Here is a 23,729-nt window from a genome sequence, read left to right as displayed (position 1 = left end):
ATGACGGTGAGGTTTTCGGCAAGCTCAGCGCCGGCCTTCCGGCCGCGGATCGATCTTCACGACCACCGACATGCCCGGCCGCAGCACATGACGCCCGGCCGCCTCCGGCGCGAGCGCGATCCGCACCGGCACGCGCTGGACGATCTTGGTGAAGTTGCCGGTCGCGTTGTCGGGCGGCAGCAGGGTGAAGACCGAGCCGGTGCCGCCACTGATGCCGCTGACCTTGCCCTCGAAGACATGGCCCGGCAGCGCATCGACGGTGATGGTCGCGCGGTCGCCGATCTTGAGCGGCCCGACCTGCGTCTCCTTGAAGTTGGCATCGACATAGACCTGGTCGAGCGGCACGATCGACATCAGCCGCTTGCCGGCGCTGACGAGATCGCCAAGCTGGACATTGGTGTTGGCGATGAGCCCGTCGATCGGAGCCGCGACCTTGGTGAAGGTCAGGTCGCGCTCGGCCTTCTGCTCGGCGACCTTGAGTTCGTCGGCCTGCCGGGCCGCCTCGACGCGCTGCGCCTTCAACACCTCGATATTGGCCTTTGCCGCCGAGACGCCGGCTTCGGCGCTGCCCAAAGCGGCCCTGGCCTGATCGCGGGCAGCGGTCGCACCATCAAGCGTCGCCTGCGAGCCATAGGACTTGGCGGCGAGGCTGTTGGCCCGCTCGAAATCGGCGACGGTACGGGTCACGCCGGCCTGGGCCGAGACCTGCTGCGCCTGCGCCTGCTCGAGGCTGGCGCGCCCTGCCTCGATCTGGCTGTCGATGCGCGAGAGCGTCGCGGCAGCCGTCGCGCTCCTGGCGCGCGCACTGTCCAGCGCGATGCGCCAGTCGCCGTCGTCGAGCGCGACCAGCGGCTGGCCGGCCTTGACCTGCTGGTTCTGCAGAACGGAGACAGAGGCGATGTTGGCGGAGAGCTTGGCCGAGATCGTCGCCATCTCGGCGCCGACATAGGCGTCGTCGGTCGACACGATGAAGCGGCCGTTGAACCACCAGTCCGAGCCGAACCAGAGACCTGCTCCGATCGCGGCCGTTCCCAGCAGCATCAGGCCAGCGCGGCGCAGCCTCTTGCTCTTGAGCGGGGCTGCCGCGGGAGCGCCCGCAGCCTCGCTCGGCCTCGCCTCGGTGCGCCGCGCTTCCGCAGGCGCCTTGTCGAGGGCGGGATCGACCAGCTGCAGCCTGTCGCGGCGCTGGTGAGTGATGATCTCGGCAGCCATGGCTTCGTCCCGGAGAAAACAATTCGAACCAGCCGGTTCGATATGACTTGAAATAGCGTGAGCCTTCGCGCATATCAAGTCATATCGAACCGATTGGTTCGATTCTTTTTGCATGGCAGCCACACGCTGCCGGGTGGGGGCGATGACCAAGACTGCCGAGGCGAAACGCAGATCGGGCCCGCGCAATCGCCGCGTCGCCGGCATGGACCCCGACAAGCGCCGCCAGATTCTCGACGGCGCGCACGCCGTGTTCAATGCGCAGGGCTTCGATGCGGCCAGCATGAGCGAGATCGCCGCCGCTGCGGGCGTCTCCAAGGGCACGCTCTATGTCTATTTTGCCGACAAGGAGCATCTCTTCGTCGCGTTGATCGAACGCGAGCGCGAGGCTCAGAAGATCGGCGTCTTCGAGACGCTCAACGAAGACACCAACCTGGCCCATGCGCTTGCGCATTTCGGTGAGGCGCTGATGCGCCTGCTGGCCGGCGACTTTGCGGTCAGCGCGCATCGCATCGTCATCGGCGTGGCCGAGCGGATGCCCGATCTCGGCCGCGAGTTCTACGAGCGCGGTCCCCAGCAGGGAGCTCATCGCCTCGCCGATTTCCTGGCCGCCAAGGTCGAGCAGGGGCTGCTGGCGATCGACGACACCTATCTCGCCGCCGTGCAGTTTCTCGATCTCTCGCAGTCGACCATGCTGCGGCCGCGCCTGTTCAATGCCAAGCGCGAGCCGCCCTCGGAGGAGGAGATCCGGCGTGTCGTCGCCTCCGCGGTCGAGATGTTCCTGGCGCGCTATGGCACGAAGGCGCTTCTCGACAAGTCCTGAGCGCGTTCAAGCCAGGCTCTTGGCCCTGATCCGCTCGCGATGCGCGGTGTAGAGCCCGGACGCCGCGATGATGACGGCACCGACAAGGGTCCAGATGTCCGGCAGCACGGTGAACAGCAGATAGCCGAACGCCGAGGCCCAGAGCAGTTGTAGATAGGAGAACGGCGCCAGCAGCGAGGCGTCGGCATAGCGGAACGCCGTCACCAAAAGCCAGTGCCCGACCGTCGAGGACACGCCGATGAAGAGCCCCATCAGCAGGAACTCCGAGGTCAGCGGCTGCCAGACGAAGGGTACGAACAGGCTGACGATGGCAAAGCCGATCATCGCCGAATAGGTCAGCGTGGTCAGGGGTGTCTCGGTCCGGCTCATCATCCGGGTGATGATCATCGCAAAGGCCCAGGACAGAGCAGACGCCACCGGCAGGAGCGAGGCAAGCTGGAAGCCGCTCCCGCCGGGCCGTACCACGATCAGGACGCCGATGAGGCCGATCAGGGTCGCGGTCCAGCGCCGCCAGCCGATCGTCTCGCCCAGCATTGGGATCGACAGGGCCGTGACGAAGAGCGGCGCGACGAAGCTCGATGCCGTCGCATCGGCGATCGGCAGGTATTGCAGGCCCCCGACGAACAGGATCGAGGACACGGTCACGCCGACGCCGCGCAGGAATTGCAGAGCGGGCCGCTTCGTCCGCAGCCGGCTGCGTCCGCCGGCGCGCCAGACCAGCGCCAACATGATCAGCATGAAGGTGCCGTAGCGCAGCCAGATCACCTGCAGCGTCGACATCTCCGCCGTCAGCAGCTTGGAGACCGCGTCCGCCGAGGTGAAGAAAACCCCCGTCACCAGCACCAGGCCGATGCCGCGCAGCGGCGCGTCACGGCGCAGCGGCAGCGCATCGCCCCCCTTCGGCAAGGGCGTCGGTTCGGGATGCGGGACGTTTGGCAAGGAAGCGGCGTTTCCGGAAGGCTTGGGCGTCGAGTCTTGGGGCGCGTCGACTTGAGCCGTGACACTAGTCGATTTCGCCGGATTTCGTCGCGCAAAGAACGAAAGCCCTGCATGCGCACGGGCGCCCCCAGCTCGGATGCCGCCAAAGACAAGGTCAGCCCGCGAAACGAAAAAGGCGGGCTTCGCAGCCCGCCTCGTTCAACTCACGCCGGTGAAGCCAGCCGTCAGGCCGCCTTCTGGCGCGGCTGGATCAGCTTGCGGTTGATCAGCACCTCGGCGATCTGCACCGCGTTCAGCGCCGCGCCCTTGCGCAGATTGTCGGAGACGCACCAGAAGGCGAGCCCGTTCTCGACGGTGGCGTCCTCGCGGATGCGCGAGATGTAGGTCGCGTCCTCGCCGGCCGCTTCATGCGGGGTGATGTAGCCACCGGGCTCGTGCTTATCGATGACGAGGATGCCAGGTGCCGCGCGCAGAACCTCGCGCGCCTCGTCGGCCGTGACGGGCTTCTCGCACTCGATGTTGACGCTCTCGGAATGGCCGATGAAGACCGGCACGCGCACGCAGGTCGCGGTCAACTTGATCTTCGGATCGAGGATCTTCTTGGTCTCCGCCATCATCTTCCACTCTTCCTTGGTGAAGCCGTCCTCCATGAAGACGTCGATCTGCGGAATGAGGTTGAAGGAGATGCGGGCGGGGAACTTCTTGGTCACGACCTCGCCAGCCGAGAACACGGCGCGCGTCTGGTTGAAGAGCTCGTCCATGCCCTCCTTGCCGGCGCCGGAAACCGACTGATAGGTCGAGACCACGACGCGCTTGACGACATACTTGTCATGCAGCGGCTTCAGCGCGACGACGAGCTGCGCGGTCGAGCAGTTCGGATTGGCGATGATGTTCATCTTGGTAAAGCCGGCCACAGCCGCCGCATTCACCTCCGGCACGACCAGCGGCACGTCCGGATGCATGCGCCAGGCCGAGGAGTTGTCGATCACGACGCAGCCCTGCTGGCCGATCTTGGGCGACCACGCCTTCGAGATCTCGCCGCCAGCCGACATCAGGCAGATATCGGTGTCGGAGAAGTCGTAATGCTCCAGCGACTTGCACTTCAGCGTCCTGTCGCCGAACGAGACCTCGGTCCCGATCGAACGCGAAGAGGCGAGAGCCACGACCTCGCTGACCGGGAAGGCCCGCTCGGCCAGGATGTCCAGCATCTCGCGGCCCACATTGCCAGTGGCGCCAACGATCGCGACCTTGAAGCTCATGATGAAATTCCTTTTGGTGAAACCGGTTTTGGTCTCCCCCTGGGCACCGTCCGCCTCACTCATCGGGGCGGGTTCGGCGTAATGCCCCCGCCGGGGGGGAGGGGCCCGGAACCGAGGCGAAATTCAGCGCGGCGTACCGGTGGTCCCGGTCGCCGGTTTGGTCGTGCGTTTCGTCGTGAGACGGACAGTCACAGGGCCAATCCCGAAAGGCTGAAGCTTCGCGGCGCCATCCAGGGCGCTCGGCCCTGCATGACACATCGCTGTGAGAACACCGTAGACGGCGAAAAGTCAATTGCCCCCTGCTCCGGCGCATGTCCCGGCCGCCGCATGTCTCGCGCAGCCAGCGGCCATTAACCCTGCTTCTTGACCACCCGTTCACGCTGCGTCGCGATTCCCCGGCCGCGGTAACCCGCCGCTGACTCACCCGCCGTCACCGTGCACGCGGGTGAGGACGAACGCGCCGCTCGGACGCAGCGCGGGAGCACGGGTTGGGGTCGTGTCAGGTCATATCGCATCGCTTCTGCTCGACCGGGTCAGGCTGTCCTGGCCTGTCCTGCGGGATATCCGGCCAGGGTTGGGCCAGGCATGGGCGCGGCTCGCCAGGGTCGATCTCGCCACCGCCCTGATCCGCTTTGCCGACGGCATCGAGACCGGCTTCGGCTATCTCTCGCGCGGACTTTCCGGCCTGCGCCATCTGCGCGTCCTCCTGCTGATACCTGGTTTTCGCCTCACCAGCGGCCTGATCTGGCGCAGCGTCGCGGCCGCGACCGGCATCGGCCTGACGGCCGCGCTCGTCACCGCCCTGTCTTCCGGGAGCGAGGTGAGGATCGCGAGCCTGACCCTGCCGATCGAGCAGGACACGCGCCCGGTTCGCGATGTCCGCCAGGAGCCGCGCCCAAGCCCGGGCAGCCGCGAGAACTGGATCCCCATCACCAGGCCGATCCCGATGTTCGGGCTGGAATCGCCCGAGCTCGACCGCGGCTCGGCCGTTCTGGAGGCCCGCCGCAGCCAGGACGGCTCGCAGCGCGAGGACCTGCTGAGCTTCTCGGCCTTCATTGAGCCGAAGCCGCATCTGCTGCTGCGCCTGAGCGTGGAGCATGGGCGCGCCGACCTGTCCCAGCCCTTCATCATCGCGCTGGTGCGCGACGCCGCTTCGCGCGCCATGTCGGTCCAGCGCAGCGGCACGCCGACCGCGATCCAGACCCGCTTCGGCCCCGTCGAGACCGCCGATGCGACGCTGAGCGATGGCGATGTCAGCCGCGCCTGCATCGCTTTCCGCATGGATTCGGGCACCCTGCCGCTGTCGCTGAGCGGCTGGTGGTGCGGCGGCACCAAGCCGGCCGACCGGCAGCAGCTCGTCTGCCTGATCGACCGGATCGACCTGCTCAATGCCGGCGACGACAAGGCTCTGCGCCTGGCCTTCTCCCGCACCGAACTCAGCCGGCAGCCGGCCTGCGCGCCGCCTCGCCTCTCATCGACCGGCCGCAAGGCCTCATGGCTCGACGCCGACGCCACGGCCCCCGCTTTGCGCACCAAGAGCGCAACGGCCGAGGGCAAGCCGACTCCCCGGCGCTGACGGCAGGGAGAGGCTCGATGTCCGACCCACGCTCCCAGACCATCTCCGCATTGGGCGCCACCGGCCGCGTCGCGATGGGGACCGCGCGCTTCCTCTTTCTGGCGCTGGGCGCCGGCGTCTTCCTCGCCGTCCTGCTCGTCGGCTGGTGGATTTCGGGCTTCGTCCCGACGATCAGCCATGGCACCCCGGCCTTTACCTGGATGCCCGAGCAACTCGCCATGACCAAGGCGACCACGGTCACTGCAACCAGCCCCTTCCGCGGGCGCGAGCAGGGCCTGCAATTCGGCGGCCCCGGCACGGACGGGCCCTTCGCGGCGATGATCCTGGCCGAGCCCAGCGACAGCGCCGTGCCCTTCACACTGGCCACGCCGGTATTCTGGCAGTTCGCGCCCTTGCGCGTGCTTGCCCCGCGCGTCGGCGGTCCGCACTACACCATGACGACCCGCTTCGGACGCTTCACCGGCCGCGACATCTATTATCGCGAGAGCGACGGCCGGACGCGCACCTGCATCATCTTCCGCAATGGCTTCGAGACCGCCGCATTCGCGCTCGGCGGATATTATTGCGCCGCCGGAGCACAGAGCGCCGATGCCGGCCCCCTAGCCTGCATGATCGACAAGCTGCGGATCGAGCCCGGCAAGACCCCATCGCCGGCAGTCGCCTATCTCGCCGCCCGCGCCGGCAACGCGCCGCAATGCGCCAATACGACCTTCTACCAGCCCGGCACGCGACAGGTCGTCCGCGACCGCAATGGCGGCGTGGTTCGGATGAGGGGCGACACCGGCGAGGCCTTTCCGCTCTGGGCCCGCTGACACGGCGCTGATAAGTTCATTAACTACGCTGGGCTATCTTCCCGTCGGATCGTTTCAGCCCCACATTCGTGATCAGACCATCATTGTCCCGGAGCCCATCATGTCCTCGTTCAAGCGTCTTGCAGCCGTTCTTGCCCTGTCGGTCGCGGCGTCAACCGTGATGGTCGCAATGGCGGAGGCGCAGAGCCGCCGCGGCCCGCTGCGGGTCACCGTCCAGAAGCGCAGCTATTTCGACCTCGGCAACGTCGTCCCGGTCGGCTCGATGAACCGCTACGCCAGCCAGCACTTCGCCTCGTCGCCGACCTATGCCAGCTTCGGCGGCTTCTATGGCGAGGACACCTTGCCCGGACGTATCGGCGCGGGCGCCAATCCCTTCGCCAACACCTTCGAGACGCCGCGCTTCTGAAGCGCGATCGTCATGGTCGGGCCAAACTGAGGGCTCGACCGCACCTCACACACACCACCGTCATCCCGGGCTTGCCCCGGGATCCATCATAGGGCTCCGTCGTGCCCTATGATGGATCCCGGAGCTCCGCTTCGCTACGTCCGGGATGACGGGGAGGTTCCTCGCGAACCGTCAAACGCTTACGGCAGCGCCTTCAGATAGCGCACCGGCCGCCCCGGCGCCGCCGCCTGCGCCGCATGGACGATCGCGTTCGCGTCAATGCCGAAATGCCGGTAGAGATCGGCGACTGTGCCGGTCTGGCCGAAATGCTCGACGCCGAGCGCCTTCTGCCTGTGGCCATGCACGCTGCCGAGCCAGGCCAGCGTCGCCGGATGCCCGTCCAGCACCGAGACGATGCCGCAATCGCGCGAGAGGTCGCCGAGCAGCCGCTCGACATGGCTGGTGGCGCGGTGGTTGCCGCGTTGCCGCGCCCGCTCCGCCGCTTGCCAGCCGGCATTGAGCCGGTCGGCCGAGGTGATCGCCAGCAGGCCGACATCGCGCCGATCCTCGCCTAGTAACCCGACCGCCTTGATCGCCTCGGCCGCGACCGCGCCGGTATAGGCGATCACGACCGAGGCGTTGGGGCCGGGCTTCCTGAGCCAATAGGCGCCGTCGATGATCTCGCTTTCGAGTTCGGGCGTCATCACACGCTGCGGCTGCTCGACTTGCAGCGTCGAGAGCCGCAGATAGACCGAGCCGCCGGTCTCGTCGCGCAGCCAGGTCCGCTCGTCGGGATCGCCCTCGCCATCCTTCTGCAGGTACTCGAAGGACCAGCGCATCATCACCGCGAGTTCGTCGACGAAGGCCGGCTCGAAAGCGCAAAGCCCGTCCTGGCTCATGCCGATCAGCGGCGTCGCAATCGACTGATGCGCCCCACCTTCCGGCGCCAGCGTCACGCCCGACGGCGTCGCCACCACCATGAAGCGCGCATCCTGGTAGCAGGCATAGTTCAGCGCATCGAGCCCGCGCGAGATGAAGGGGTCGTAGAGCGTACCGATCGGGATCAGCCGCTCGCCGAAGATCGCATGCGACAGGCCGAGCGCCGCGAGGTTGATGAACAGGTTCATCTCGGCGATGCCGAGCTCGACATGCTGGCCCTTGGGCGAGAACTCCCATTTCTGCATCGAGGGGATGCGCTCGTCCTTGAAGGTATCGGCCATCGATGCCTTGGCGAAGAGGCCGCGCCGGTTCACCCAGGGACCGAGATTGGTCGAGACGGTGACGTCGGGCGCGGTCGTGACGATGCGGTCGGCCAGCGGCCCACCGAGCTTTGCCAATTCGTCGAGAACCTTGCCGAAGCCCATCTGCGTCGACATCACCGGCTGGATGCCGGCTTCGAGCTTCGCCGGCACAGGCAACACGGGAGCGCTGAGCCGCCTGCGGCCTTGGCTGAAGAACGGCACCTTGTCGAGGAAGGCGCGGACATCCTTTTCGGGCAGTGAAAGCCCCTCGAACAGATCCCATTCATGGCCGGCGCGGACCTTGTTGGCGCTTTGGAAGCCCGCCATCTGCTCCTTGGTCATCAGGCCCGCATGGTTGTCCTTGTGCCCGGCCAGCGGCAGGCCGAAGCCCTTGACGGTATAGGCCAGGAAGCAGACCGGCCGGTCGTGGTCGATCGCCTCGAAGGCCTCCAGGATCGACGGCAGATCGTGCCCGCCGAGATTGCACATCAGCTTCGAGAGCTCGGCATCGGAGCGGCTTTCGATCAGCTTCGTCACCGGCCCCTGGTCGCCGAGATCGTCCATCAGCCGCTTGCGCCAGGCGGCACCGCCCTGGAAGGTCAGCGCCGAATAGAGCTGGTTCGGGCAGGAATCGATCCAGGCCTTAAGCCGCTCGCCGCCTTTTTCCTTGAAGGCCGCCTGCTGCAGCGAGCCATATTTCAGCGTGACGACGTCCCAGCCGAAATTCCTGAACATCTGCTCGAAGCGGTCGTAGAGCCCCTCGCGGATGACCGCGTCGAGCGACTGGCGGTTGTAGTCGATCACCCACCAGGTGTTGCGCAGCCCGTGCTTCCAGCCCTCCATCAGCGCCTCAAAGATATTGCCCTCGTCGAGCTCGGCATCACCGATCAGCGAGACCATGCGGCCTTCCGGCCGGTCCTTGGCCCAGCCATGCGCTTTCACATAATCCTGCGTCAGCGAGGAGAACAAAGTCTGCGCCACGCCCAGCCCGACCGAGCCGGTCGAGAAATCGACATCGTCGATGTCCTTGGTCCGCGAGGGATAGCTCTGCGCGCCCTTGTAGCCGCGGAAATTCTCGAGCTTCTCCTGGGTCTGGAGGCCCATCAGATAGTTGATCGCATGGAAGATCGGCGAGGCATGTGGCTTCACCGCGACCCGGTCCTGGGGTCGCAGTGCCGCCATGTAGAGCGCCGTCATGATCGTGCAGAGCGAGGCCGAGGAAGCCTGGTGCCCGCCGACCTTCATGCCGTCGGCGCTCTCGCGCAGATGATTGGCGTTGTGGATCGTCCAGGACGCCAGCCAGAGGATCTTCTTTTCGAGCTCGGCCAAAAGCGGCAGACGCGGATCGGACATCGGTAGCACTCCCTGGGCAGGCCCCGGGGTTGCGCGCCCCGGAAACGCAGCAATCATGCACGAAACGCGCAGGCCATGTGAACCGCAATCGCCCAGGAAACGACAGACACAATGGCACTTTCTGCCAAGGCCATCACGGTCTTGGCGGAAACGGCCAAGATCGCACAGGTTGGGCATCACGGCGGCCGCCCCCACGGCTCACTGGACCGATCTTGCATTCGCCTGTCGCAATCGTCAGGTTGCATCGCCTAGCGGCAAGGTGCGCCGCCCGCATGGAAGAAGGGACGCATCGCATGAACACGCTGTCGGGCTTCAGCATCTTCGTCATCGTGCTCGTGGTGCTGGTCGTGATGACCATCGCCTTCCTGGTGAAGACGGTGCCGCAGGGCTACAATTACACGGTCGAGCGCTTCGGCCGCTATTCGCGCACGCTCAGCGCCGGCCTCAACCTGATCGTGCCTTATGTCGACCGCATCGGGCACAAGGTGAATGTCATGGAGCAGGTGCTCGACATTCCCTCGCAGGAGGCGATCACCAAGGACAATGCCGGCGTGCGCATCGACGCCGCCGCCTTCTACCAGATCCTCGATGCCGCCAAGGCGCGCTACGAGGTCTCCGCGCTCGACGAGGCGCTGATGACGCTGACCATGACCAATATCCGCACCGTCGTCGGCTCGATGGATCTCGACCAGTTGCTCTCGCATCGCGACGAGATCAACGAGCGGCTGCTGCGCGTCATGGATGCCGCCGCCTCGCCCTGGGGCGTCAAGGTCACGCGCATCGAGATCAGGGACATCCTGCCGCCGGCCGACATCGTCGGCGCGATGAACCGGCAGATGAAGGCCGAGCGCGAGAAACGCGCCGCCGTGCTGGAGGCCGACGGCATGCGACAGGCCGAGATCCTCAAGGCCGAGGGCATGAAGCAGTCGCAGATCCTCGCCGCCGAGGGCCGCAAGGAAGCCGCCTTCCGCGACGCCGAGGCGCGCGAGCGTTCCGCCCAGGCGGAAGCCTCGGCAACCGCGATGGTTTCCGAAGCGATCAGCAAGGGCGACATCCAGGCCGCGAACTTCCTGCTCGCCGAGCGCTACACCGACGCGCTCAAGGCGCTCGCCAGCGCGCCCAACAGCAAGCTGGTGATCGTGCCGATCGAGGCGGCAGCGCTCGCCGGCACTGTCGGCGGCATCGCGCAGCTCACCCGCGCCGTCTTCGGCGACGAGGCGGTCGAGGCCAGGCGGACGGGTTCCGTGCCGTCGACCGGCCGCGGCGGCGCGTGAGGGTCCGCTGATGCCGTTCTTCGATACGCTGGGCGCCTGGAGCTGGATCATCCTCGGCCTGATCCTGATCGGCGGCGAGATGCTGGCGCCGGGCGTCTTCCTGATCTGGCTCGGGCTCGCCGCGCTTTTGACCGGTGCGATCGTCGGGCTCGCCGATATCGGTTGGCAGGCGGCGGCGCTCGTCTTCGCGGGCTTCAGCCTCGTCTGCGTCGCGGTCGGGCACCTTCTGACACGCCGCAAGGGAGAGGAGCCTGATGTCGCCACGGGCCTGAACGACCGGGGCCGCCAGCTCATCGGCAAGGTCTACAAGCTCGACGCGACGATGACCGGCGGCGAGGGCCGCATCCGCGTCGGCGATTCCTCATGGCGCATCACGGGGCCGGAACTGCTCGCCGGCAGCGAGGTCCGCGTCGTGCGCGTCGATGGCGCGACGCTGATCGTCGAGAAAGCCTGAGCCTGCGGCACCTGCGCACGGCTCTCATGCGAAGAAACGGTTTATCCGGCGCGGGGCGAGGTCTATAGCGGGCGCTCCTCGCCCCAAGACCGTCCCTCGCCAAAGCCCGATCGTCATCATGACACTGCCCAGCGAACGCCTGTCCCTGTCGAAGGACCGCATCAAGGTCCTGCTGCTGGAAGGCATCAACGATTCCGCCGCCGACCTGCTGCTGAATGCCGGCTACACCAACATGACGCGCCTGCCCAAGGCCCTCGACCGCGACGCGCTGCTGAAAGCCGTCGAGGGCGTGCATGTGCTGGGTATCCGCTCGCGCACGCAACTCACCGACGAGGTCTTCGCCCATGCGAGCCGGCTCTTCGCCGTCGGCTGCTTTTCGGTCGGCACCAATCAGGTCGATCTGCAGGCGGCGCGCGGCCGTGGCGTGCCGGTTTTCAACGCGCCGTTCTCGAACACCCGCAGCGTCGCCGAACTGACGATCGGCGAGATCGTCATGCTGCTGCGCAAGATCACCGACCGCTCGGTCTCGGCCCATGGCGGCGGCTGGGACAAGTCGGCCGACGGCGCCTTCGAGGTTCGCGGCAAGGTGCTCGGCATCGTCGGCTACGGCAATATCGGCAGCCAGCTCTCGACGCTGGCCGAGGCGATGGGCATGCGGGTGATCTATTACGACCAGACCGACCGCCTGCGCCATGGCAACACCGAGCCGGTCGACAGCCTGAACGAGTTGCTCGGCTCGGCCGACATTGTCTCGCTGCATGTGCCGGAGACGCCGCAGACGCATGGCATGATCGGTGCCGAGCAGATTGCCGCGATGAACCCCGGCAGCTACCTGATCAATAACTCGCGCGGCACTGTCGTCGATCTCGACGCGCTGGCCCTGGCCCTGAAGAGCGGCCATCTGGCGGGCGCGGCCGTCGATGTCTTCCCGGTCGAGCCGGCTTCCAACAATGACCGCTTCGTCTCGCCGCTGCAGGGGCTGCCCAACGTCATCCTGACGCCGCATGTCGGCGGCTCGACCGAGGAGGCGCAGGAGCGCATCGGCGCCGAGGTCGCACGCAAGCTGATCGACTATTCCGATGTCGGCTCGACGGTCGGCGCGGTGAACTTCCCGCAGGTCCAGCTCGCCCCGCGCCCCATCGGTACGCGCTTCATCCATGTCCAGCGCAACGTGCCGGGCATGCTGCGGCGCCTCAACGACGTCTTCGCCAGCCGCAACGTCAACATCGCCGCACAGAACTACCAGACCGATGGTGAGGTCGGTTATGTCGTCATGGAGGCCGACAGCATCGGCGACGACGCGCGCGACATCCTGCGCGAGATCCGCGCGCTGGACGGCACGATCAGGGCGCGGCTGCTCTACCAGCGCGCCTGATCGACAGTACAGGGAAGCCTGCAGCCTCAGTGATGCTGCTTGCTGGCGCCGGGCTTTGTCGGCGCCTGCGCTGCGACCGGGTCGCTGGCCGGGAAGGTGTCTTCCAGAGCCTTGTGCAGCTCGGCATCCTCGCCGTGCTCTTCGACGGCCTTGCGCTGCTCGCGCTGTTCCTTGCGCAGGCTTTCCTTGGCCGGATTGGTGCTCGTCGGATTCGGATGCGTCGTCATGGCAACCCCTTTTCGACAGTGCCCACATCGCTGCGGGCGTTCATCAGGGGCAACGCGCAAGGCCGCGGCGCGTTCCCCTCGCCGCCTTCTCCCGTGCCCGGTGCTACCAGCGGCGCGGCCAGGCGATCGTGGCGCAGAGGCCGCCGCCCTGACGCTCCGCCAGGGTGAGCTCGCCGCGATGCGCCTCGGCGATGGCGCGCACGATCGAAAGGCCAAGCCCGAAGCCGCTGCCCTGCTTCAGGGTGCGCGCCAGATCGCTGCGGTAGAACGGCTCGAACACCTTCGAGCGCTCATCGGGCGCAATGCCCGGCCCGTCATCCTCGACATGAACGGCGATGGCCGCGGGATCGCCATCGTCCAGCCTGACCACGACCTTGCCGCCGAACTTGATCGCGTTGTCGACGAGGTTGGTGACGGCGCGCGTCATCTGGTCGGAATCGCATAGCGCCGAGGCCCGCATCGGCCCCTCGAAGACGACGATATGGCCGAGATCGGCGAAGTTGTCGCAGATCGTCTGGAGCAGCGCCGGAATATCCGTCGCGGCCATGCTGCCCGAGGCGCGCCCATCGCGCAGATAGGACAGGGCCCCGCCGACCATCCGTTCCATCAGCGCGAGATCGGCCAGGATGGCCTGGCGCTGCGCGCCATCGGCGATCTCCTCCGCCCGTAGCCGCAGCCGCGTGATCGGCGTGCGCAGATCATGGCTGACGGCGGCCAGCATCCGCGTGCGGTCGTCGACGAGCCGCCGGATGCGCGCCGCCATGCCGCCGAAGGCGCCTGCCAACCGCTTGACCTCGGTAGGTCCCTGTTCGGGCGCCAGGATATCGTCGCGGTCCGGATCGAAGCGGTCGACGGCCTCCGCCAGGCGCGACAGCGGCGAGGCCACTGCCCGCGCCGCCCAGAGCGAGAGCAGCCCGACGAGCGTCGCCAGCGAGGCCAACATCACGATCAAATAGACGATGAAGGCCGTGCCCCGCGGCGGCGGCGTCATCGGCGACGGCGCCATCGCGAGGCCCGAACCATCGGCGAAACGCAAGGCGACCGGCGGCGGCCCGCGCCGCCCATCCGGCGAATCCAGCACCAGCACCTGCGCGATCCCGGCGAACTCCTCCTCGAGATCGCCCAGCATCTGCCGGTCCGGCTTGGGCAGGCTGCGATCCGTCGAGCGGGCGTCCGGCGGCAGGCGCGACAGGCGCGGATTGGCGGAAAGCGCGGTCTCGATGATGGTCTGCCGCACCTCGGGCGTCGGCGCGGCCTGGACCTGCCGTGCCAGCGCGACGAGCTCGGTCACATAGGGCAGGTTCGGCAGGCGCTTCAGCTCAGGCGGAAGCAGCACGATCAGCGCCATGACCGTGACCAGATTCGCCAGCACCAGCGAGCCGATCACGATGACGGTGATCTGCGCCGCGGCCCGTGCCGGCAGGAGGCGCAGCAGCAGCCGTTTCATTCGCGCGCGCTTTCCGGCGAGGACTGGATCTCGGGCGAGAACATGTAGCCCCCCGAGCGGATCGTCTGGATCAGCTCGGGCTCGCGCGGATTGCTTTCCATCTTCTGGCGCAGGCGGCTGACCAGCACATCGATCGAGCGCTCGAACGGCGCCGCCACGCGCCCTTGCGTCAGATCGAGAAGCTGGTCGCGGGAGAGGACGCGGCGCGGCCGCTCGCAGAAGGCCAGCAGCAGGTCGAGCTCCGCCCCGGTCAGCATCACCCGCTCGCCCTGCGGGTTGAACAGCCGCCGCACGGCCTTGTCGAGCCGCCAGCCGGAAAACGCCAGCACGGTGCTCTCGCCGGCCTCGGGCTCCGGCGCGCTGCCGGCCCGCCGCAGCACGGCGCGGATGCGGGCGAGCAGCTCACGCGGGTTGAACGGCTTCACCAGATAATCGTCGGCACCCATTTCGAGGCCGAGGATGCGGTCGATCTCCTCGCCTTTGGCGGTGAGCATGATGATCGGGATTGCGCCGTCATTGCGCAACCGGCGGCAGAGGCTCAAGCCATCCTCGCCCGGCAGCATCAGATCGAGCACGATCAGGTCGAAGCGGCCGTCGCGCAGCGCGACATCCATCTCGCGCCCGTTCGGGACGGCCCTGACACGGAAATCATTGTTGCGCAGGAAGCGCGACACCAGCGTCGCGATCTCGCGGTCGTCCTCGACGATGAGGATATGCGGGGTTCGTGTCATGGGCCGGCTCTAGCCGCGGCTCGCGGCAAGGTCGTGGCCGGATTTGTTTCCGATCATGTCTGCCTCCGGGCCTGGAAAAACAACGATACCAGAAGCCTGCCGCCAGACGTCATCGAGAAAACTGACCGCCACACAACCGGTCGGGCCGCGGCGCTCGATGACGCCATGTTCAGACTTGCTTCCTCCACTCCTGAAACCGCCACCCCGCTTCGCCTGACACTACGGCGCGCCGGGGCCGGCATCGCCCTGTCGGGCGCCGTTGCGCTGTGGCTCTGGGCGCTGCCGGTGCTGCTGACGCGCGACGGCTTCGCCCTTCGTGGCGGCGCAGCCTGCACGCAGGCCAGCTATCGCGACCCGGTCACCGGGCGGGACCAGCCCGCGCCCTCCACCCGGATCGCCCGGCAGGAACCGTGCCGGCTCGCGACGTCGGGAGCCCGGCCATGACCGCACTGCCGCTCGGGCGCCAGCCCCAGGCTCAAGCCTGGAGACCAGCTCCTCACCGCCTCGTGCTCGCGATCGTCCTTATCCTGCCGCTCGCCCTCAGCTTCGGCTCGCTGGCGGGCTTGGCGATCGGCCGCATCGCCGCACCGCTCACCTCCTATCGCGACCAGCGTCTCGCCGAGATCGCCTCAGACCTCGGCCGGGTCGACGGCGACTATTTGCTCGCCTCCGGCGATTCCCATGTCGTCCGCTGGCGTGCCCGCGAATTTTGCGGCCTGCCCGTGGTCAATGCCGGCGTCGATGGGGCAACCGCCGACGACACCAACGCACTGCTCACGCAAATCTCGCTGCCGCGCCCGCCGCGCGCGATCATCCTCACGGTTGGCACCAATGACGCCAACCGTAAGCGCTTCCGTGACACACCCGACGCGGTGACCCGGTTTCGCCAGGGTTTTCGGCCGCTGTTGAGGCGGCTGTCCCATACGGCCGATCTGGTGGTCGTCACGGGCCTGCCCACCATCGATGTCAGGCAGGTCGAAGGGTTTTCGGCAGGGGCCGCCACCGCCATTTCAGCCTCGGCCGAGGCCTCCTGCCGGGCGAGCCCCTCCTGCCGCGTCGCCAGCAGCTTCAGCGCCGACGACACCCTGACGGACGGGTTGCATCTCGCCGATTACGAGCGGGCCTATGGCCGCATCGCACCGACGCTCTGTCCGGTGCTCGCCGCCGGCCGACCGCCCTCCCCAGCAGTAAGCCAGAACGCAAACGCAGGCAGGCCATGACGGATCGGCGCGGCCTCTGGATCGGCGCTGCCGGCCTCCTTATCTGAGGGCCGACGCCACCGGCCCCCGGTGCGCAAGCATCAGCAGAGGCCTCCATGGTCGCCATTTCCGTCCTCGACCTCGTTCCCGTTCGCGAAGGCCAGGAGGTGGGCGACGCGCTCCGCTCCTCGATGGATCTCGCCCGCCATGTCGAAGCGCTCGGCTACACGCGCTACTGGGTCGCCGAGCACCACAACATGACCGGCATCGCCAGCGCCGCGACATCCGTCGTGATCGGCCAGCTCGCCGCTGCGACGAAGACGATCCGCGTCGGCGCCGGCGGTATCATGCTGCCCAACCACGCCCCGCTGATCATCGCCGAGCAGTTCGGCACGCTGGAGGCGCTCTTCCCCGGCCGCATTGATCTCGGCCTCGGCCGCGCGCCGGGCACCGACCAGATGACCATGCGGGCGATGCGGCGCAGCCCGATGGCATCCGACCAGTTTCCGCAGGATGTCCTGGAGGTGCAGGCCTTCTTCGCGCCCGCAGGTCCCAATCAGGCGATCCAGGCCGTGCCCGGCGCCGGGCTGAATGTGCCGCTCTGGATCCTGGGCTCCAGTACGTTTGGCGCGCAACTCGCGGCCGAACTCGGCCTGCCCTATGCCTTCGCCTCGCATTTTGCGCCGGACGCGCTGATGCAGGCGATGGCGATCTATCGCGAGCGCTTCAAGCCCTCCGAGCAGCTCGAAAAATCCTATGCCATGCCCGGCATCAACGTCATCGCGGCCGAGACCGATGCCGAGGCGCGCTATCTCGCCACCTCGCTGCAGCAGCGCTTCGTCGGCATGGTCCGGGGCGCGCGCGGCAAGCTCCAGCCTCCGATCGACGACATCGAGACCTATTGGTCGCCGGCCGAGAAGGCGCATGTCTCTGGAATGCTGCGCTATGCCTTCATCGGTTCGCCCGAGACGCTGAAGCGCAGCCTCAGCGCCTTCATCGCAGCGACACAGGCCGATGAGATCATGGCAACCGCGCCGATCTTCGACCATGCGGCGCGAAAACGATCCTTTGAAATCCTCGCCAGCATCGCGCCGGAGATCGGGGCGGCGAAAGCCGCCTGAGATCGGCGGAACTTCCACCTCGTCGTGGCGTTGGCCGGGTTTCCATGCTGCAATGCACCCGGGGGCGACCATGAAACTCAACGTGTCGGCGACGCTGACCTATGGCTTCGAGAGCGACACGCAGGTGATCGCGGCGATCGAGGCCGCGCGCTCGCCCGACCAGATCATCATCTCCGAAAGCCTGGAGATCTCGCCCGATGCTGTCCTCGTCCGCGATCAGGACCCAGTGACGGGCGAGCGCCGCTTCCGCACCGCCCTCTCCGGCCAGGTTCAGATCAGCTATCAGGCGCTGGTCGACAACGGCAAGCGCATCCCGCTCGTGCCCTATGCGCGCCAGCACGATTGGTCGGAGCTGCCGCAGGACGTGCTGCCCTATCTGCTGCCGAGCCGCTTCTCGCCCTCCGACGAGTTCATGCGCTTCGCCCAGCGCGAGTTCTGCGAGATCGAGGCCGGCGGCTCCCGCATCCTCGCCGTGCTCGACTGGCTGCATGAGCATCTCGACTATGTCCATGGCGTCAGCCACGCGCAGACCACCGCCGAGCAGACCTTCATCGACCGGGCCGGCGTGTGCCGCGACTTCAGCCATCTCGGCATCGCGCTGACCCGCGCGCTGAACATCCCCGCCCGCGCCGTCAGCGCCTATGCGCTCGACCTCGACCCGCCGGATTTCCACGCGATCTTCGAAGTCTATCTCAACGGCGGCTGGTGGCTGGTCGACCCGACGCAGCTCGCGCCGGTCGAGGGCATCGTCCGCATCGCCAGCGGCCGCGACGCCGCCGATATCGCCTTCCTCACCAGCCAGTTCAACTGCCAGTGCCTGAACCAGTCGATTACAGTGACGCGCGCCCAGGATGATGCTGGCAGTGACGATGCCGGGCTGCAGGCCGCATGATCGGGCAGGAACTGATCAGGCGAGTGCCGCGCGCCTCGCCGAACGGCGCAAGTTGAGCCCAAGCGCGATCAGGAAGAACACCGCCTGCACCACGACGATGCACGGGCCGGTCGCCCCGTCGAGATGATAGCTCAGGATCGTTCCGATCACGCTCGACACGGTCGCCGCCGTAACGGCGACCGCCAGCATCGCGTCGAAGCGCCGCGTCGTCAGGAAGCCGATGGCGCCGGGCGCGATCAGCATGGCGACGACGAGGATGATGCCGACCGCCTTGAGCGCCGCGACGATGGTCAGCGCCAGCAGCATCAGCAGGCCGAAGTTCAGCAGGCGCACCGGCAGGCCGATCGCACGGGCATGGGCCGGATCGAAGGCGAGCAGCAGGAAGTCGCGGCGCTTGGCCAGCATCACCGCAATCGTCGGCACCACGATCGCCGCCGTCTCGGCGATGTCTTCCCAGCGCACGCCGAGCATGTTGCCGAACAGGACGTGCAGCAGGTGCTGGTCGCTGTCGACCTTGACGAACATCACCAGACCGAGCGCGAACATGCCGGAGAAGACGATGCCCATCACCGTGTCCTCCTTCACCCGGCTGTTCTCCTTGAGATAGCCGATAGACAGCGCGCAGCCGAGGCCCGCGACGAAGGCACCCGCCGCCAGCGGCAGGCCAGCGACCTGCGCCAGCACGATGCCCGGCAGCACCGCATGCGAGACCGCATCGCCCATCAGCGACCAGCCCTTGAGGATCAGGAAGCAGGACAAGACAGCGCAGACGACGCCGACCAGCACCGCGACGACAAGGCCGCGCTGCATGAATTCATGCGCTAGCGGCGCAATCAGCCAGGTTTCGATGAGGTTCATGGCGCCGACTCCGACACGGCGCGCGCCGCACGGGCGGCCGCGAGCCGGCCATGCTTGGGCGCGAAGACGAAGGCGAGCAGGAACAGGATGGTCTGGAACACCACGATCAGCCCGCCGGTCGAGCCGTCCAGGAAATAGCTCGCATAGGCGCCCGCCGCGCTGGTGACGACGCCGAGTCCGACTGCGATCCAGATCAGCCGGCCGAAGCGGTCGCTCAGCAGATAGGCCGTGGCGCCCGGCGTGATCACCATCGCGATCACCAGCACCGCCCCGACCGTCTGCAGCGCCGCGACCGTACAGGCGCTGAGCAGCACGAAGAACAGGATCTTCAGCCGCATCGGCGACAGGCCCACCGCACGCGCCTGGTTCTCATCGAAGAAGACCAGCATCAGGTCGCGCCAGCGCGCCACCAGCACGACGAGCGAAACCGCGGCGATGATCGCGACCTGGATCACGTCCTCGTCGGATATGCCGAGGATGTTGCCGAGCACGATCGACTGGACGTTGACCGAGGTCGGATTGATCGAGACGATCAGGAGCCCCGCCGCGAAGAAGGTGGTGAAGACGATGCCGATGACGGCGTCCTCGCGCAGTTGCGTGCGCACCCTGACCAAGGCCATGGCGAGTGCCGCCAGCAACCCCGAGAAGAAGGCGCCGGCCGCATAGGGCACCTGGAGTAGATAGGCCAGCGCAACGCCGGGCACGATGGCATGCGCCAGCGCATCGCCCATCAGCGACCAGCCCTTCAGCATCAGGAAGCATGACAGGAAGGCGCAGACCCCACCGACCAGCGCCGAGACCCAGATCGCCTTGACCATGTATTGATAGCCGAACGGCTCGAGCAGCAGCTCGATCATGGCGCCGGATCCTTCTCACCATCCGTCTTTGCGCCATTCGTCTTGCCGGGAGCCAGCGTCTCGCTTTCCCGCTTGCCGTAGAGCACGAGCGGGCGTTCATCGTCGGTGATGACGGTGACGTGGCGCTGGTCGTCATCATCATGCAGATCGGCGCCGCCGAGGCGGAAATGCCTGAGCGCGCCGCCGAAGGCGCGCTGGAGATTGTCATGGGTGAAGGTCGTCTGCGTCGGCCCGGCCGCCAGAACCGTTCTGTTGATGATCACCACCTGGTCGCAGAAATCCGGGATCGAGCCGAGATTATGCGTCGAGACCAGCATCAGCCTGCCTTCCGCCCGCAACTCCCGCATCAGCGCGACGATCGCATCCTCGGTCTTGACGTCGACGCCGGTAAAGGGCTCGTCGAGCAGGATGACCTGCCCACCCTGCGCCAGAGCCCGCGCCAGGAAGACGCGCTTGCGCTGCCCGCCCGACAATTCGCCGATCTGGCGCTTGCGGAACTCCAGCATGTTGACGCGGGTCAACGCCTGCTCGACCGCCTCGCGATCGGCCTGGCCTGCCATGCGCAGAAAGCCCATATGGCCGTAGCGGCCCATCATCACCACGTCCTCGACCAGGACGGGAAAGCTCCAGTCGACCTCCTCGGCCTGCGGCACATAGGCGACGAGCCCGCGCTTCAAAGCCTGGCGCACCGGCAGGCCGGCGATCGAGACCAAGCCCCGCGCCGGCTTGAGGAAGCCCATTAGCGTCTTGAACAGCGTCGACTTGCCCGAGCCGTTGATGCCGACGAGCGCGCAGATCGTGCCGGCACCGAGCGCGAAGGAGGCATCGTTCACCGCGGTGACGCCGTTACCGTAGCGCACCGTGACACATTCGACGACGATGGAGGGCTTCACATCGGCAGAGCCCGGCAGGCCAGTCGTAGAGATATTCACTGACGGAAACCCTTGGCGATCGTGTCGACCGTGACTTCGAGCAGCTTGAGATAGGTCGGCACCGGTCCGTCCTCGCCCGAAAGCGAATCGACGTAGAGCACACCGCCATAGGTGGCGCCGGTCTCCCGGGCGACCTGCCTGGCCGCCTTGTCGGAGATCGTGCTTTCGCTGAACAGGGCCGGGATCTTGTTCTTGCGCACGAGGTCGATCAGCCGGCGCACCTGCTGCGGCGTGCCCTGCTGGTCGGCATTGATCGGCCAGAGATAGGCTTCGCGCCAGCCATAGTCGCGGGTGAGATAGCTGAAGGCGCCCTCGCTGGAAACGAGCCAGCGCTTGTCGGCAGGCACCTTGTCGAGACGCGCGCGCAGCGGCGCATCGACGGCCCTGATCTTGTCGGAATAGGCCTTGGCGTTGGCCGCGTAAGTCGCGGCCTGCGCAGGATCGGCCTCAGCCATCGCCTTGCGGATGTTCTCGACATAGATCAGCGCGCTCTGGGTCGACATCCAGGCATGCGGGTTGGGCTTGCCCTCATAGGGCCCCTCCTTGATGCCCATCGGGACGATGCCCTCGGTCACGACCGCGCTCTTCACGTTCTTGACGTTCTCGAAGAAGCGCTCGAACCAGCGTTCGAGGTTCATCCCGTTCCAGAGCACGAGATCGGCCGACTGCGCCTTCACCACATCGAGGGGCGTCGGCTGGTAGTCATGGATCTCGGCGCCGGGCTTGGTGATCGATTCGACGATCGCGGCATTGCCGGCGACGTTCTGGGCGATGTCCTGGATCACCGTGAAGGTGGTCACGACGCGCAGTTTCTTGTCTTGCGCCAGCGCGACCCCCGACCCCATCGCCAATCCGCCCGCCAACAGCGCGGCGGCACTCAAGCTCATGAAAAATCGACGCGAACGCATGCGGTCTCCTGTCGGATGTCCAATCATGCCATCACGCTATTGCAACGCACTTGCATCTGTCAATGCAGTTGCGAGTTATTTGCAATAAGGAGTTTTTGCAAATGCCTCTCAGAATTGCTATGCCGGCGACATGACGGGTATCGAGCAGCGCGTGGCCGGCTTCGAGGGCCAACTCAGGGATGCCGGGCTGCGGATGACGCAGCAGCGCCGGCTGATCCTGCGCGTGCTCGCCGAGGCTGACGATCACCCCGACGCCAAGGGCATCTTCACCCGCGCCTTCGCGCATGATCCGACGCTCTCGCTCTCCACGGTGTATCGCACCATGAAGCTGCTGGAGACGCAAGGCGCGATCGAGCGCCACGCCTTCGAGGACGGCGTCTCGCGCTACGAGCACGCCGGCCAAGAGCATCACGACCATCTGATCGACGTCGAAAGCGGCGAGGTGATCGAGTTCTCCTCGGATGCGATCGAGGAACTCCAGCGTCGCATCGCCGCCGAGCTCGGCTATGAACTCGTCCGCCACCGGCTGGAGCTCTACGGTCGCAAGAAGCGCCCAGGCGCCTCGCGCGGCAAGAAGGGCTAGCCGCTCACCAGATCCGACAGATCCGGCCCCACCGGCACGATGCCCGTCGGATTGATGGTGCGGTGGCTCTCGTAATAGTGCCGCTTGATGTGCCCGAGATCGACTGTGCCGGCGACGCCCTCGACCTGGAACAGCGCCCGCAGATAAGCGCTCAGCCGCGGATAATCGGCGATCCGCCGGGTATTGCACTTGAAATGCCCGACATAGACGGCGTCGAACCGGATCAGTGTGGTGAACAGCCGCCAGTCGGCCTCGGTGATCGTATCGCCGGTCAGGAAGCGCCGCGTTTCCAGTCGCTCTTCCAACCAGTCAAGCGTTTCGAAGAGCGGTCCGACGGCCTCTTCATAGGCACCTTGAGTCGTCGCGAAGCCGGCCTTGTAGACGCCGTTATTGACCGTCCCGTAGATGCGCTCGTTCAGCGCGTCGATCTCGGGGCGCAGCGCCGGCGGATAATAATCGCCCGCCTTCGCGCCGATCCCGTCGAAGGCCGAATTGAACATCCGGATGATCTCGGAGGATTCGTTGCTGACGATCGTGCCCGTCCGCTTGTCCCAGAGTACCGGCACGGTGACGCGGCCGGTATAATGCGGGTCGGCGCGGGTATAGACCTCATGCATGAAGCCTGCCCCGCCGATCGGATCGGGCACGACGCCCTCTCCGGCTGCGAAGGTCCAGCCCTTGTCGAGCATCAGCCAGTGCACGACCGAAACGTCGATCATCGCCTCCAGCCCCTTGAGCGCCCGGAAGATCAAAGTTCGATGCGCCCAGGGGCAGGCCAGCGAGACATAGAGATGATAGCGGCCGGCCTCGGCTTGAAAGCCGCCCGTGCCGCTCGGGCCGGGCGCGCCGTCAGGCGTCACCCAGTTGCGGAAGGCGCTGTCCTGCCGCACGAAGCGCCCGCCACTTTTGGCGGTGTCGTACCACTGGTCGTGCCAGTGCCCGTCGACGAGCAGGCCCATCGCAAACCCTCTCCGCAGCCTCAGCCGTCGATGATGTCGTTGTATTCCGGATGCTTCGCGGCCCAGCCCTGCATGAAGGTGCAGCGCAGCACGGCCTTGCGGCCGCTCGTCCGGATCAGCTCGAAAACGCCATGCGCCAATCGCGAGCCGACGCCCTGCCCCGACAGCGCCTGCGGCACCTCGGTATGAACCAGCACGATCCTCTCGCCCTCAACCCTGTAGGCGGCGATCGCGGTGCCATCCGGCAGCGCGAGTTCGAAACGGTTCTCCGCCGGGTTGTCGATGACCTGGTCCATGTTCATTCCTTTTTGCCGG

General features: G+C 66.8%; 25 protein-coding genes. 12 read left to right on the top strand and 13 right to left on the bottom strand.

The window, feature by feature from the left end; translation table 11 throughout:
• Window positions 1-24: 24 nt before the first annotated feature.
• A complete protein-coding gene (locus AC1DYU_RS19755; RefSeq protein WP_476793106.1) occupies window positions 25-1,212 on the bottom strand; it encodes an HlyD family secretion protein in 1,188 nt (395 codons plus the stop codon).
• 142 nt (window positions 1,213-1,354) lie between these two features.
• Here AC1DYU_RS19755 and AC1DYU_RS19750 point away from each other — a divergent pair, with 142 nt between their 5' ends.
• Entirely contained in the window at window positions 1,355-2,032 is a 678-nt protein-coding gene (locus AC1DYU_RS19750; protein ID WP_476793105.1) for a TetR/AcrR family transcriptional regulator, read from the top strand.
• A 6-nt stretch (window positions 2,033-2,038) separates the two neighbouring features.
• On the opposite strand, the gene AC1DYU_RS19745 is transcribed toward AC1DYU_RS19750, so the two are convergent.
• Together AC1DYU_RS19745 and AC1DYU_RS19740 are read right to left on the bottom strand one after the other, a co-directional pair.
• Window positions 2,039-2,971, bottom strand: a complete 933-nt coding sequence (locus tag AC1DYU_RS19745) for a DMT family transporter (RefSeq protein ID WP_476793104.1) — start codon at window positions 2,969-2,971, stop codon at window positions 2,039-2,041.
• A gap of 224 nt (window positions 2,972-3,195) precedes the next feature.
• On the bottom strand, window positions 3,196-4,230 hold the full coding sequence (locus AC1DYU_RS19740; protein ID WP_158486626.1) for an aspartate-semialdehyde dehydrogenase: 1,035 nt from the start codon (window positions 4,228-4,230) through the stop codon (window positions 3,196-3,198).
• A 496-nt stretch (window positions 4,231-4,726) separates the two neighbouring features.
• Between AC1DYU_RS19740 and AC1DYU_RS19735 the strand changes: the two genes are divergently transcribed.
• The 3 genes from AC1DYU_RS19735 (at window position 4,727) to AC1DYU_RS19725 (ending at window position 7,024) form a co-directional block, all read left to right on the top strand.
• Window positions 4,727-5,806: a hypothetical protein gene (locus tag AC1DYU_RS19735; protein WP_476793103.1), complete on the top strand. Its 1,080-nt coding sequence runs from the start codon at window positions 4,727-4,729 to the stop codon at window positions 5,804-5,806.
• 17 nt (window positions 5,807-5,823) lie between these two features.
• The gene (locus tag AC1DYU_RS19730; protein ID WP_476793102.1) at window positions 5,824-6,618 is read left to right on the top strand and encodes a hypothetical protein; all 795 of its coding nucleotides are present in this window, start codon (window positions 5,824-5,826) and stop codon (window positions 6,616-6,618) included.
• A 100-nt stretch (window positions 6,619-6,718) separates the two neighbouring features.
• Entirely contained in the window at window positions 6,719-7,024 is a 306-nt protein-coding gene (locus AC1DYU_RS19725) for a hypothetical protein (RefSeq protein ID WP_476793101.1), read from the top strand.
• A 179-nt stretch (window positions 7,025-7,203) separates the two neighbouring features.
• Here AC1DYU_RS19725 and AC1DYU_RS19720 read toward each other — a convergent pair whose 3' ends face one another.
• Window positions 7,204-9,597 carry a transketolase-like TK C-terminal-containing protein gene (locus AC1DYU_RS19720; protein WP_476793100.1) on the bottom strand — a complete coding sequence of 798 codons (2,394 nt, stop codon included), beginning with the start codon at window positions 9,595-9,597 and terminating at the stop codon, window positions 7,204-7,206.
• A 293-nt stretch (window positions 9,598-9,890) separates the two neighbouring features.
• Here AC1DYU_RS19720 and AC1DYU_RS19715 point away from each other — a divergent pair, with 293 nt between their 5' ends.
• The 3 genes from AC1DYU_RS19715 to serA all read left to right on the top strand — a co-directional run bounded on the left by AC1DYU_RS19715 (window position 9,891) and on the right by serA (window position 12,700).
• A complete protein-coding gene (locus AC1DYU_RS19715; RefSeq protein ID WP_158486633.1) occupies window positions 9,891-10,871 on the top strand; it encodes an SPFH domain-containing protein in 981 nt (326 codons plus the stop codon).
• 10 nt (window positions 10,872-10,881) lie between these two features.
• On the top strand, window positions 10,882-11,325 hold the full coding sequence (locus tag AC1DYU_RS19710) for an NfeD family protein (protein WP_476793099.1): 444 nt from the start codon (window positions 10,882-10,884) through the stop codon (window positions 11,323-11,325).
• A 118-nt stretch (window positions 11,326-11,443) separates the two neighbouring features.
• Window positions 11,444-12,700, top strand: a complete 1,257-nt coding sequence (serA, locus tag AC1DYU_RS19705; RefSeq protein ID WP_476793098.1) for a phosphoglycerate dehydrogenase — start codon at window positions 11,444-11,446, stop codon at window positions 12,698-12,700.
• Window positions 12,701-12,726: 26 nt separating this feature from the next.
• On the opposite strand, the gene AC1DYU_RS19700 is transcribed toward serA, so the two are convergent.
• The 3 genes from AC1DYU_RS19700 to AC1DYU_RS19690 all read right to left on the bottom strand — a co-directional run bounded on the left by AC1DYU_RS19700 (window position 12,727) and on the right by AC1DYU_RS19690 (window position 15,105).
• Complete coding sequence (locus AC1DYU_RS19700) at window positions 12,727-12,927, bottom strand: hypothetical protein (protein ID WP_476793097.1); 201 nt, start codon at window positions 12,925-12,927, stop codon at window positions 12,727-12,729.
• A 103-nt stretch (window positions 12,928-13,030) separates the two neighbouring features.
• Window positions 13,031-14,374, bottom strand: coding sequence for a sensor histidine kinase (locus tag AC1DYU_RS19695; protein ID WP_476793096.1), 1,344 nt, complete (start codon window positions 14,372-14,374; stop codon window positions 13,031-13,033).
• The gene (locus tag AC1DYU_RS19690; protein WP_158486638.1) at window positions 14,371-15,105 is read right to left on the bottom strand and encodes a response regulator; all 735 of its coding nucleotides are present in this window, start codon (window positions 15,103-15,105) and stop codon (window positions 14,371-14,373) included. Before AC1DYU_RS19690 ends, AC1DYU_RS19695 begins: the two co-directional genes overlap by 4 nt.
• 165 nt (window positions 15,106-15,270) lie before the next feature.
• Between AC1DYU_RS19690 and AC1DYU_RS19685 the strand changes: the two genes are divergently transcribed.
• From AC1DYU_RS19685 to AC1DYU_RS19670, 4 genes are all read left to right on the top strand, one after another.
• Window positions 15,271-15,549: a hypothetical protein gene (locus AC1DYU_RS19685; protein ID WP_476793095.1), complete on the top strand. Its 279-nt coding sequence runs from the start codon at window positions 15,271-15,273 to the stop codon at window positions 15,547-15,549.
• Entirely contained in the window at window positions 15,546-16,325 is a 780-nt protein-coding gene (locus AC1DYU_RS19680) for an SGNH/GDSL hydrolase family protein (protein ID WP_476793094.1), read from the top strand. Before AC1DYU_RS19685 ends, AC1DYU_RS19680 begins: the two co-directional genes overlap by 4 nt.
• 95 nt (window positions 16,326-16,420) lie before the next feature.
• On the top strand, window positions 16,421-17,425 hold the full coding sequence (locus AC1DYU_RS19675) for an LLM class flavin-dependent oxidoreductase (protein WP_158486641.1): 1,005 nt from the start codon (window positions 16,421-16,423) through the stop codon (window positions 17,423-17,425).
• A 70-nt stretch (window positions 17,426-17,495) separates the two neighbouring features.
• On the top strand, window positions 17,496-18,317 hold the full coding sequence (locus tag AC1DYU_RS19670; RefSeq protein WP_476793093.1) for a transglutaminase-like domain-containing protein: 822 nt from the start codon (window positions 17,496-17,498) through the stop codon (window positions 18,315-18,317).
• 15 nt (window positions 18,318-18,332) lie between these two features.
• Here AC1DYU_RS19670 and AC1DYU_RS19665 read toward each other — a convergent pair whose 3' ends face one another.
• From AC1DYU_RS19665 to AC1DYU_RS19650, 4 genes are read right to left on the bottom strand one after another with little or no spacing between them, the layout of a single operon-like run.
• Entirely contained in the window at window positions 18,333-19,175 is an 843-nt protein-coding gene (locus tag AC1DYU_RS19665; protein ID WP_476793092.1) for a metal ABC transporter permease, read from the bottom strand.
• Entirely contained in the window at window positions 19,172-20,032 is an 861-nt protein-coding gene (locus AC1DYU_RS19660) for a metal ABC transporter permease (protein WP_476793091.1), read from the bottom strand. The genes AC1DYU_RS19665 and AC1DYU_RS19660 overlap by 4 nt, the downstream gene beginning before the upstream one ends.
• A complete protein-coding gene (locus AC1DYU_RS19655) occupies window positions 20,029-20,958 on the bottom strand; it encodes a manganese/iron ABC transporter ATP-binding protein (RefSeq protein WP_476793212.1) in 930 nt (309 codons plus the stop codon). Before AC1DYU_RS19655 ends, AC1DYU_RS19660 begins: the two co-directional genes overlap by 4 nt.
• A gap of 2 nt (window positions 20,959-20,960) precedes the next feature.
• Entirely contained in the window at window positions 20,961-21,809 is an 849-nt protein-coding gene (locus tag AC1DYU_RS19650) for a metal ABC transporter substrate-binding protein (RefSeq protein WP_476793211.1), read from the bottom strand.
• Between the two features lie 193 nt (window positions 21,810-22,002).
• Between AC1DYU_RS19650 and AC1DYU_RS19645 the strand changes: the two genes are divergently transcribed.
• Complete coding sequence (locus tag AC1DYU_RS19645) at window positions 22,003-22,455, top strand: Fur family transcriptional regulator (RefSeq protein WP_158486646.1); 453 nt, start codon at window positions 22,003-22,005, stop codon at window positions 22,453-22,455.
• Here AC1DYU_RS19645 and AC1DYU_RS19640 read toward each other — a convergent pair.
• Window positions 22,452-23,414 (bottom strand): glutathione S-transferase family protein, encoded by a 963-nt coding sequence (locus tag AC1DYU_RS19640; RefSeq protein WP_476793090.1) that lies wholly within the window; start codon window positions 23,412-23,414, stop codon window positions 22,452-22,454. The genes AC1DYU_RS19645 and AC1DYU_RS19640 overlap by 4 nt on opposite strands.
• A gap of 20 nt (window positions 23,415-23,434) precedes the next feature.
• A complete protein-coding gene (locus AC1DYU_RS19635) occupies window positions 23,435-23,710 on the bottom strand; it encodes a GNAT family N-acetyltransferase (protein ID WP_476793089.1) in 276 nt (91 codons plus the stop codon).
• Between the last annotated feature and the right edge of the window lie 19 nt (window positions 23,711-23,729).

This window comes from Allobosea sp. P2_B12, from assembly GCF_056404835.1.
Note: the sequence above shows the minus strand (reverse complement) of the source record. Positions and strands in the feature narration are given on the sequence as shown.

What these genes read in the sequence shown, in the direction of transcription:
- AC1DYU_RS19680 (WP_476793094.1), top strand. Translation starts at nt 15,546, where the DNA reads ATGACCGCACTGCCGCTCGGGCGCCAGCCCCAGGCTCAAGCCTGGAGA.
- AC1DYU_RS19645 (WP_158486646.1), top strand. Translation starts at nt 22,003, where the DNA reads ATGACGGGTATCGAGCAGCGCGTGGCCGGCTTCGAGGGCCAACTCAGG.
- AC1DYU_RS19695 (WP_476793096.1), bottom strand. Translation starts at nt 14,374, where the DNA reads ATGAAACGGCTGCTGCTGCGCCTCCTGCCGGCACGGGCCGCGGCGCAG.
- AC1DYU_RS19720 (WP_476793100.1), bottom strand. Translation starts at nt 9,597, where the DNA reads ATGTCCGATCCGCGTCTGCCGCTTTTGGCCGAGCTCGAAAAGAAGATC.
- AC1DYU_RS19650 (WP_476793211.1), bottom strand. Translation starts at nt 21,809, where the DNA reads ATGGGGTCGGGGGTCGCGCTGGCGCAAGACAAGAAACTGCGCGTCGTG.
- AC1DYU_RS19690 (WP_158486638.1), bottom strand. Translation starts at nt 15,105, where the DNA reads ATGACACGAACCCCGCATATCCTCATCGTCGAGGACGACCGCGAGATC.
- AC1DYU_RS19700 (WP_476793097.1), bottom strand. Translation starts at nt 12,927, where the DNA reads ATGACGACGCATCCGAATCCGACGAGCACCAATCCGGCCAAGGAAAGC.
- AC1DYU_RS19660 (WP_476793091.1), bottom strand. Translation starts at nt 20,032, where the DNA reads ATGATCGAGCTGCTGCTCGAGCCGTTCGGCTATCAATACATGGTCAAG.
- AC1DYU_RS19755 (WP_476793106.1), bottom strand. Translation starts at nt 1,212, where the DNA reads ATGGCTGCCGAGATCATCACTCACCAGCGCCGCGACAGGCTGCAGCTG.
- AC1DYU_RS19635 (WP_476793089.1), bottom strand. Translation starts at nt 23,710, where the DNA reads ATGGACCAGGTCATCGACAACCCGGCGGAGAACCGTTTCGAACTCGCG.
- AC1DYU_RS19685 (WP_476793095.1), top strand. Translation starts at nt 15,271, where the DNA reads ATGTTCAGACTTGCTTCCTCCACTCCTGAAACCGCCACCCCGCTTCGC.
- AC1DYU_RS19640 (WP_476793090.1), bottom strand. Translation starts at nt 23,414, where the DNA reads ATGGGCCTGCTCGTCGACGGGCACTGGCACGACCAGTGGTACGACACC.
- AC1DYU_RS19710 (WP_476793099.1), top strand. Translation starts at nt 10,882, where the DNA reads ATGCCGTTCTTCGATACGCTGGGCGCCTGGAGCTGGATCATCCTCGGC.
- AC1DYU_RS19715 (WP_158486633.1), top strand. Translation starts at nt 9,891, where the DNA reads ATGAACACGCTGTCGGGCTTCAGCATCTTCGTCATCGTGCTCGTGGTG.
- serA (WP_476793098.1), top strand. Translation starts at nt 11,444, where the DNA reads ATGACACTGCCCAGCGAACGCCTGTCCCTGTCGAAGGACCGCATCAAG.
- AC1DYU_RS19675 (WP_158486641.1), top strand. Translation starts at nt 16,421, where the DNA reads ATGGTCGCCATTTCCGTCCTCGACCTCGTTCCCGTTCGCGAAGGCCAG.
- AC1DYU_RS19750 (WP_476793105.1), top strand. Translation starts at nt 1,355, where the DNA reads ATGACCAAGACTGCCGAGGCGAAACGCAGATCGGGCCCGCGCAATCGC.
- AC1DYU_RS19740 (WP_158486626.1), bottom strand. Translation starts at nt 4,230, where the DNA reads ATGAGCTTCAAGGTCGCGATCGTTGGCGCCACTGGCAATGTGGGCCGC.
- AC1DYU_RS19670 (WP_476793093.1), top strand. Translation starts at nt 17,496, where the DNA reads ATGAAACTCAACGTGTCGGCGACGCTGACCTATGGCTTCGAGAGCGAC.
- AC1DYU_RS19730 (WP_476793102.1), top strand. Translation starts at nt 5,824, where the DNA reads ATGTCCGACCCACGCTCCCAGACCATCTCCGCATTGGGCGCCACCGGC.
- AC1DYU_RS19725 (WP_476793101.1), top strand. Translation starts at nt 6,719, where the DNA reads ATGTCCTCGTTCAAGCGTCTTGCAGCCGTTCTTGCCCTGTCGGTCGCG.
- AC1DYU_RS19665 (WP_476793092.1), bottom strand. Translation starts at nt 19,175, where the DNA reads ATGAACCTCATCGAAACCTGGCTGATTGCGCCGCTAGCGCATGAATTC.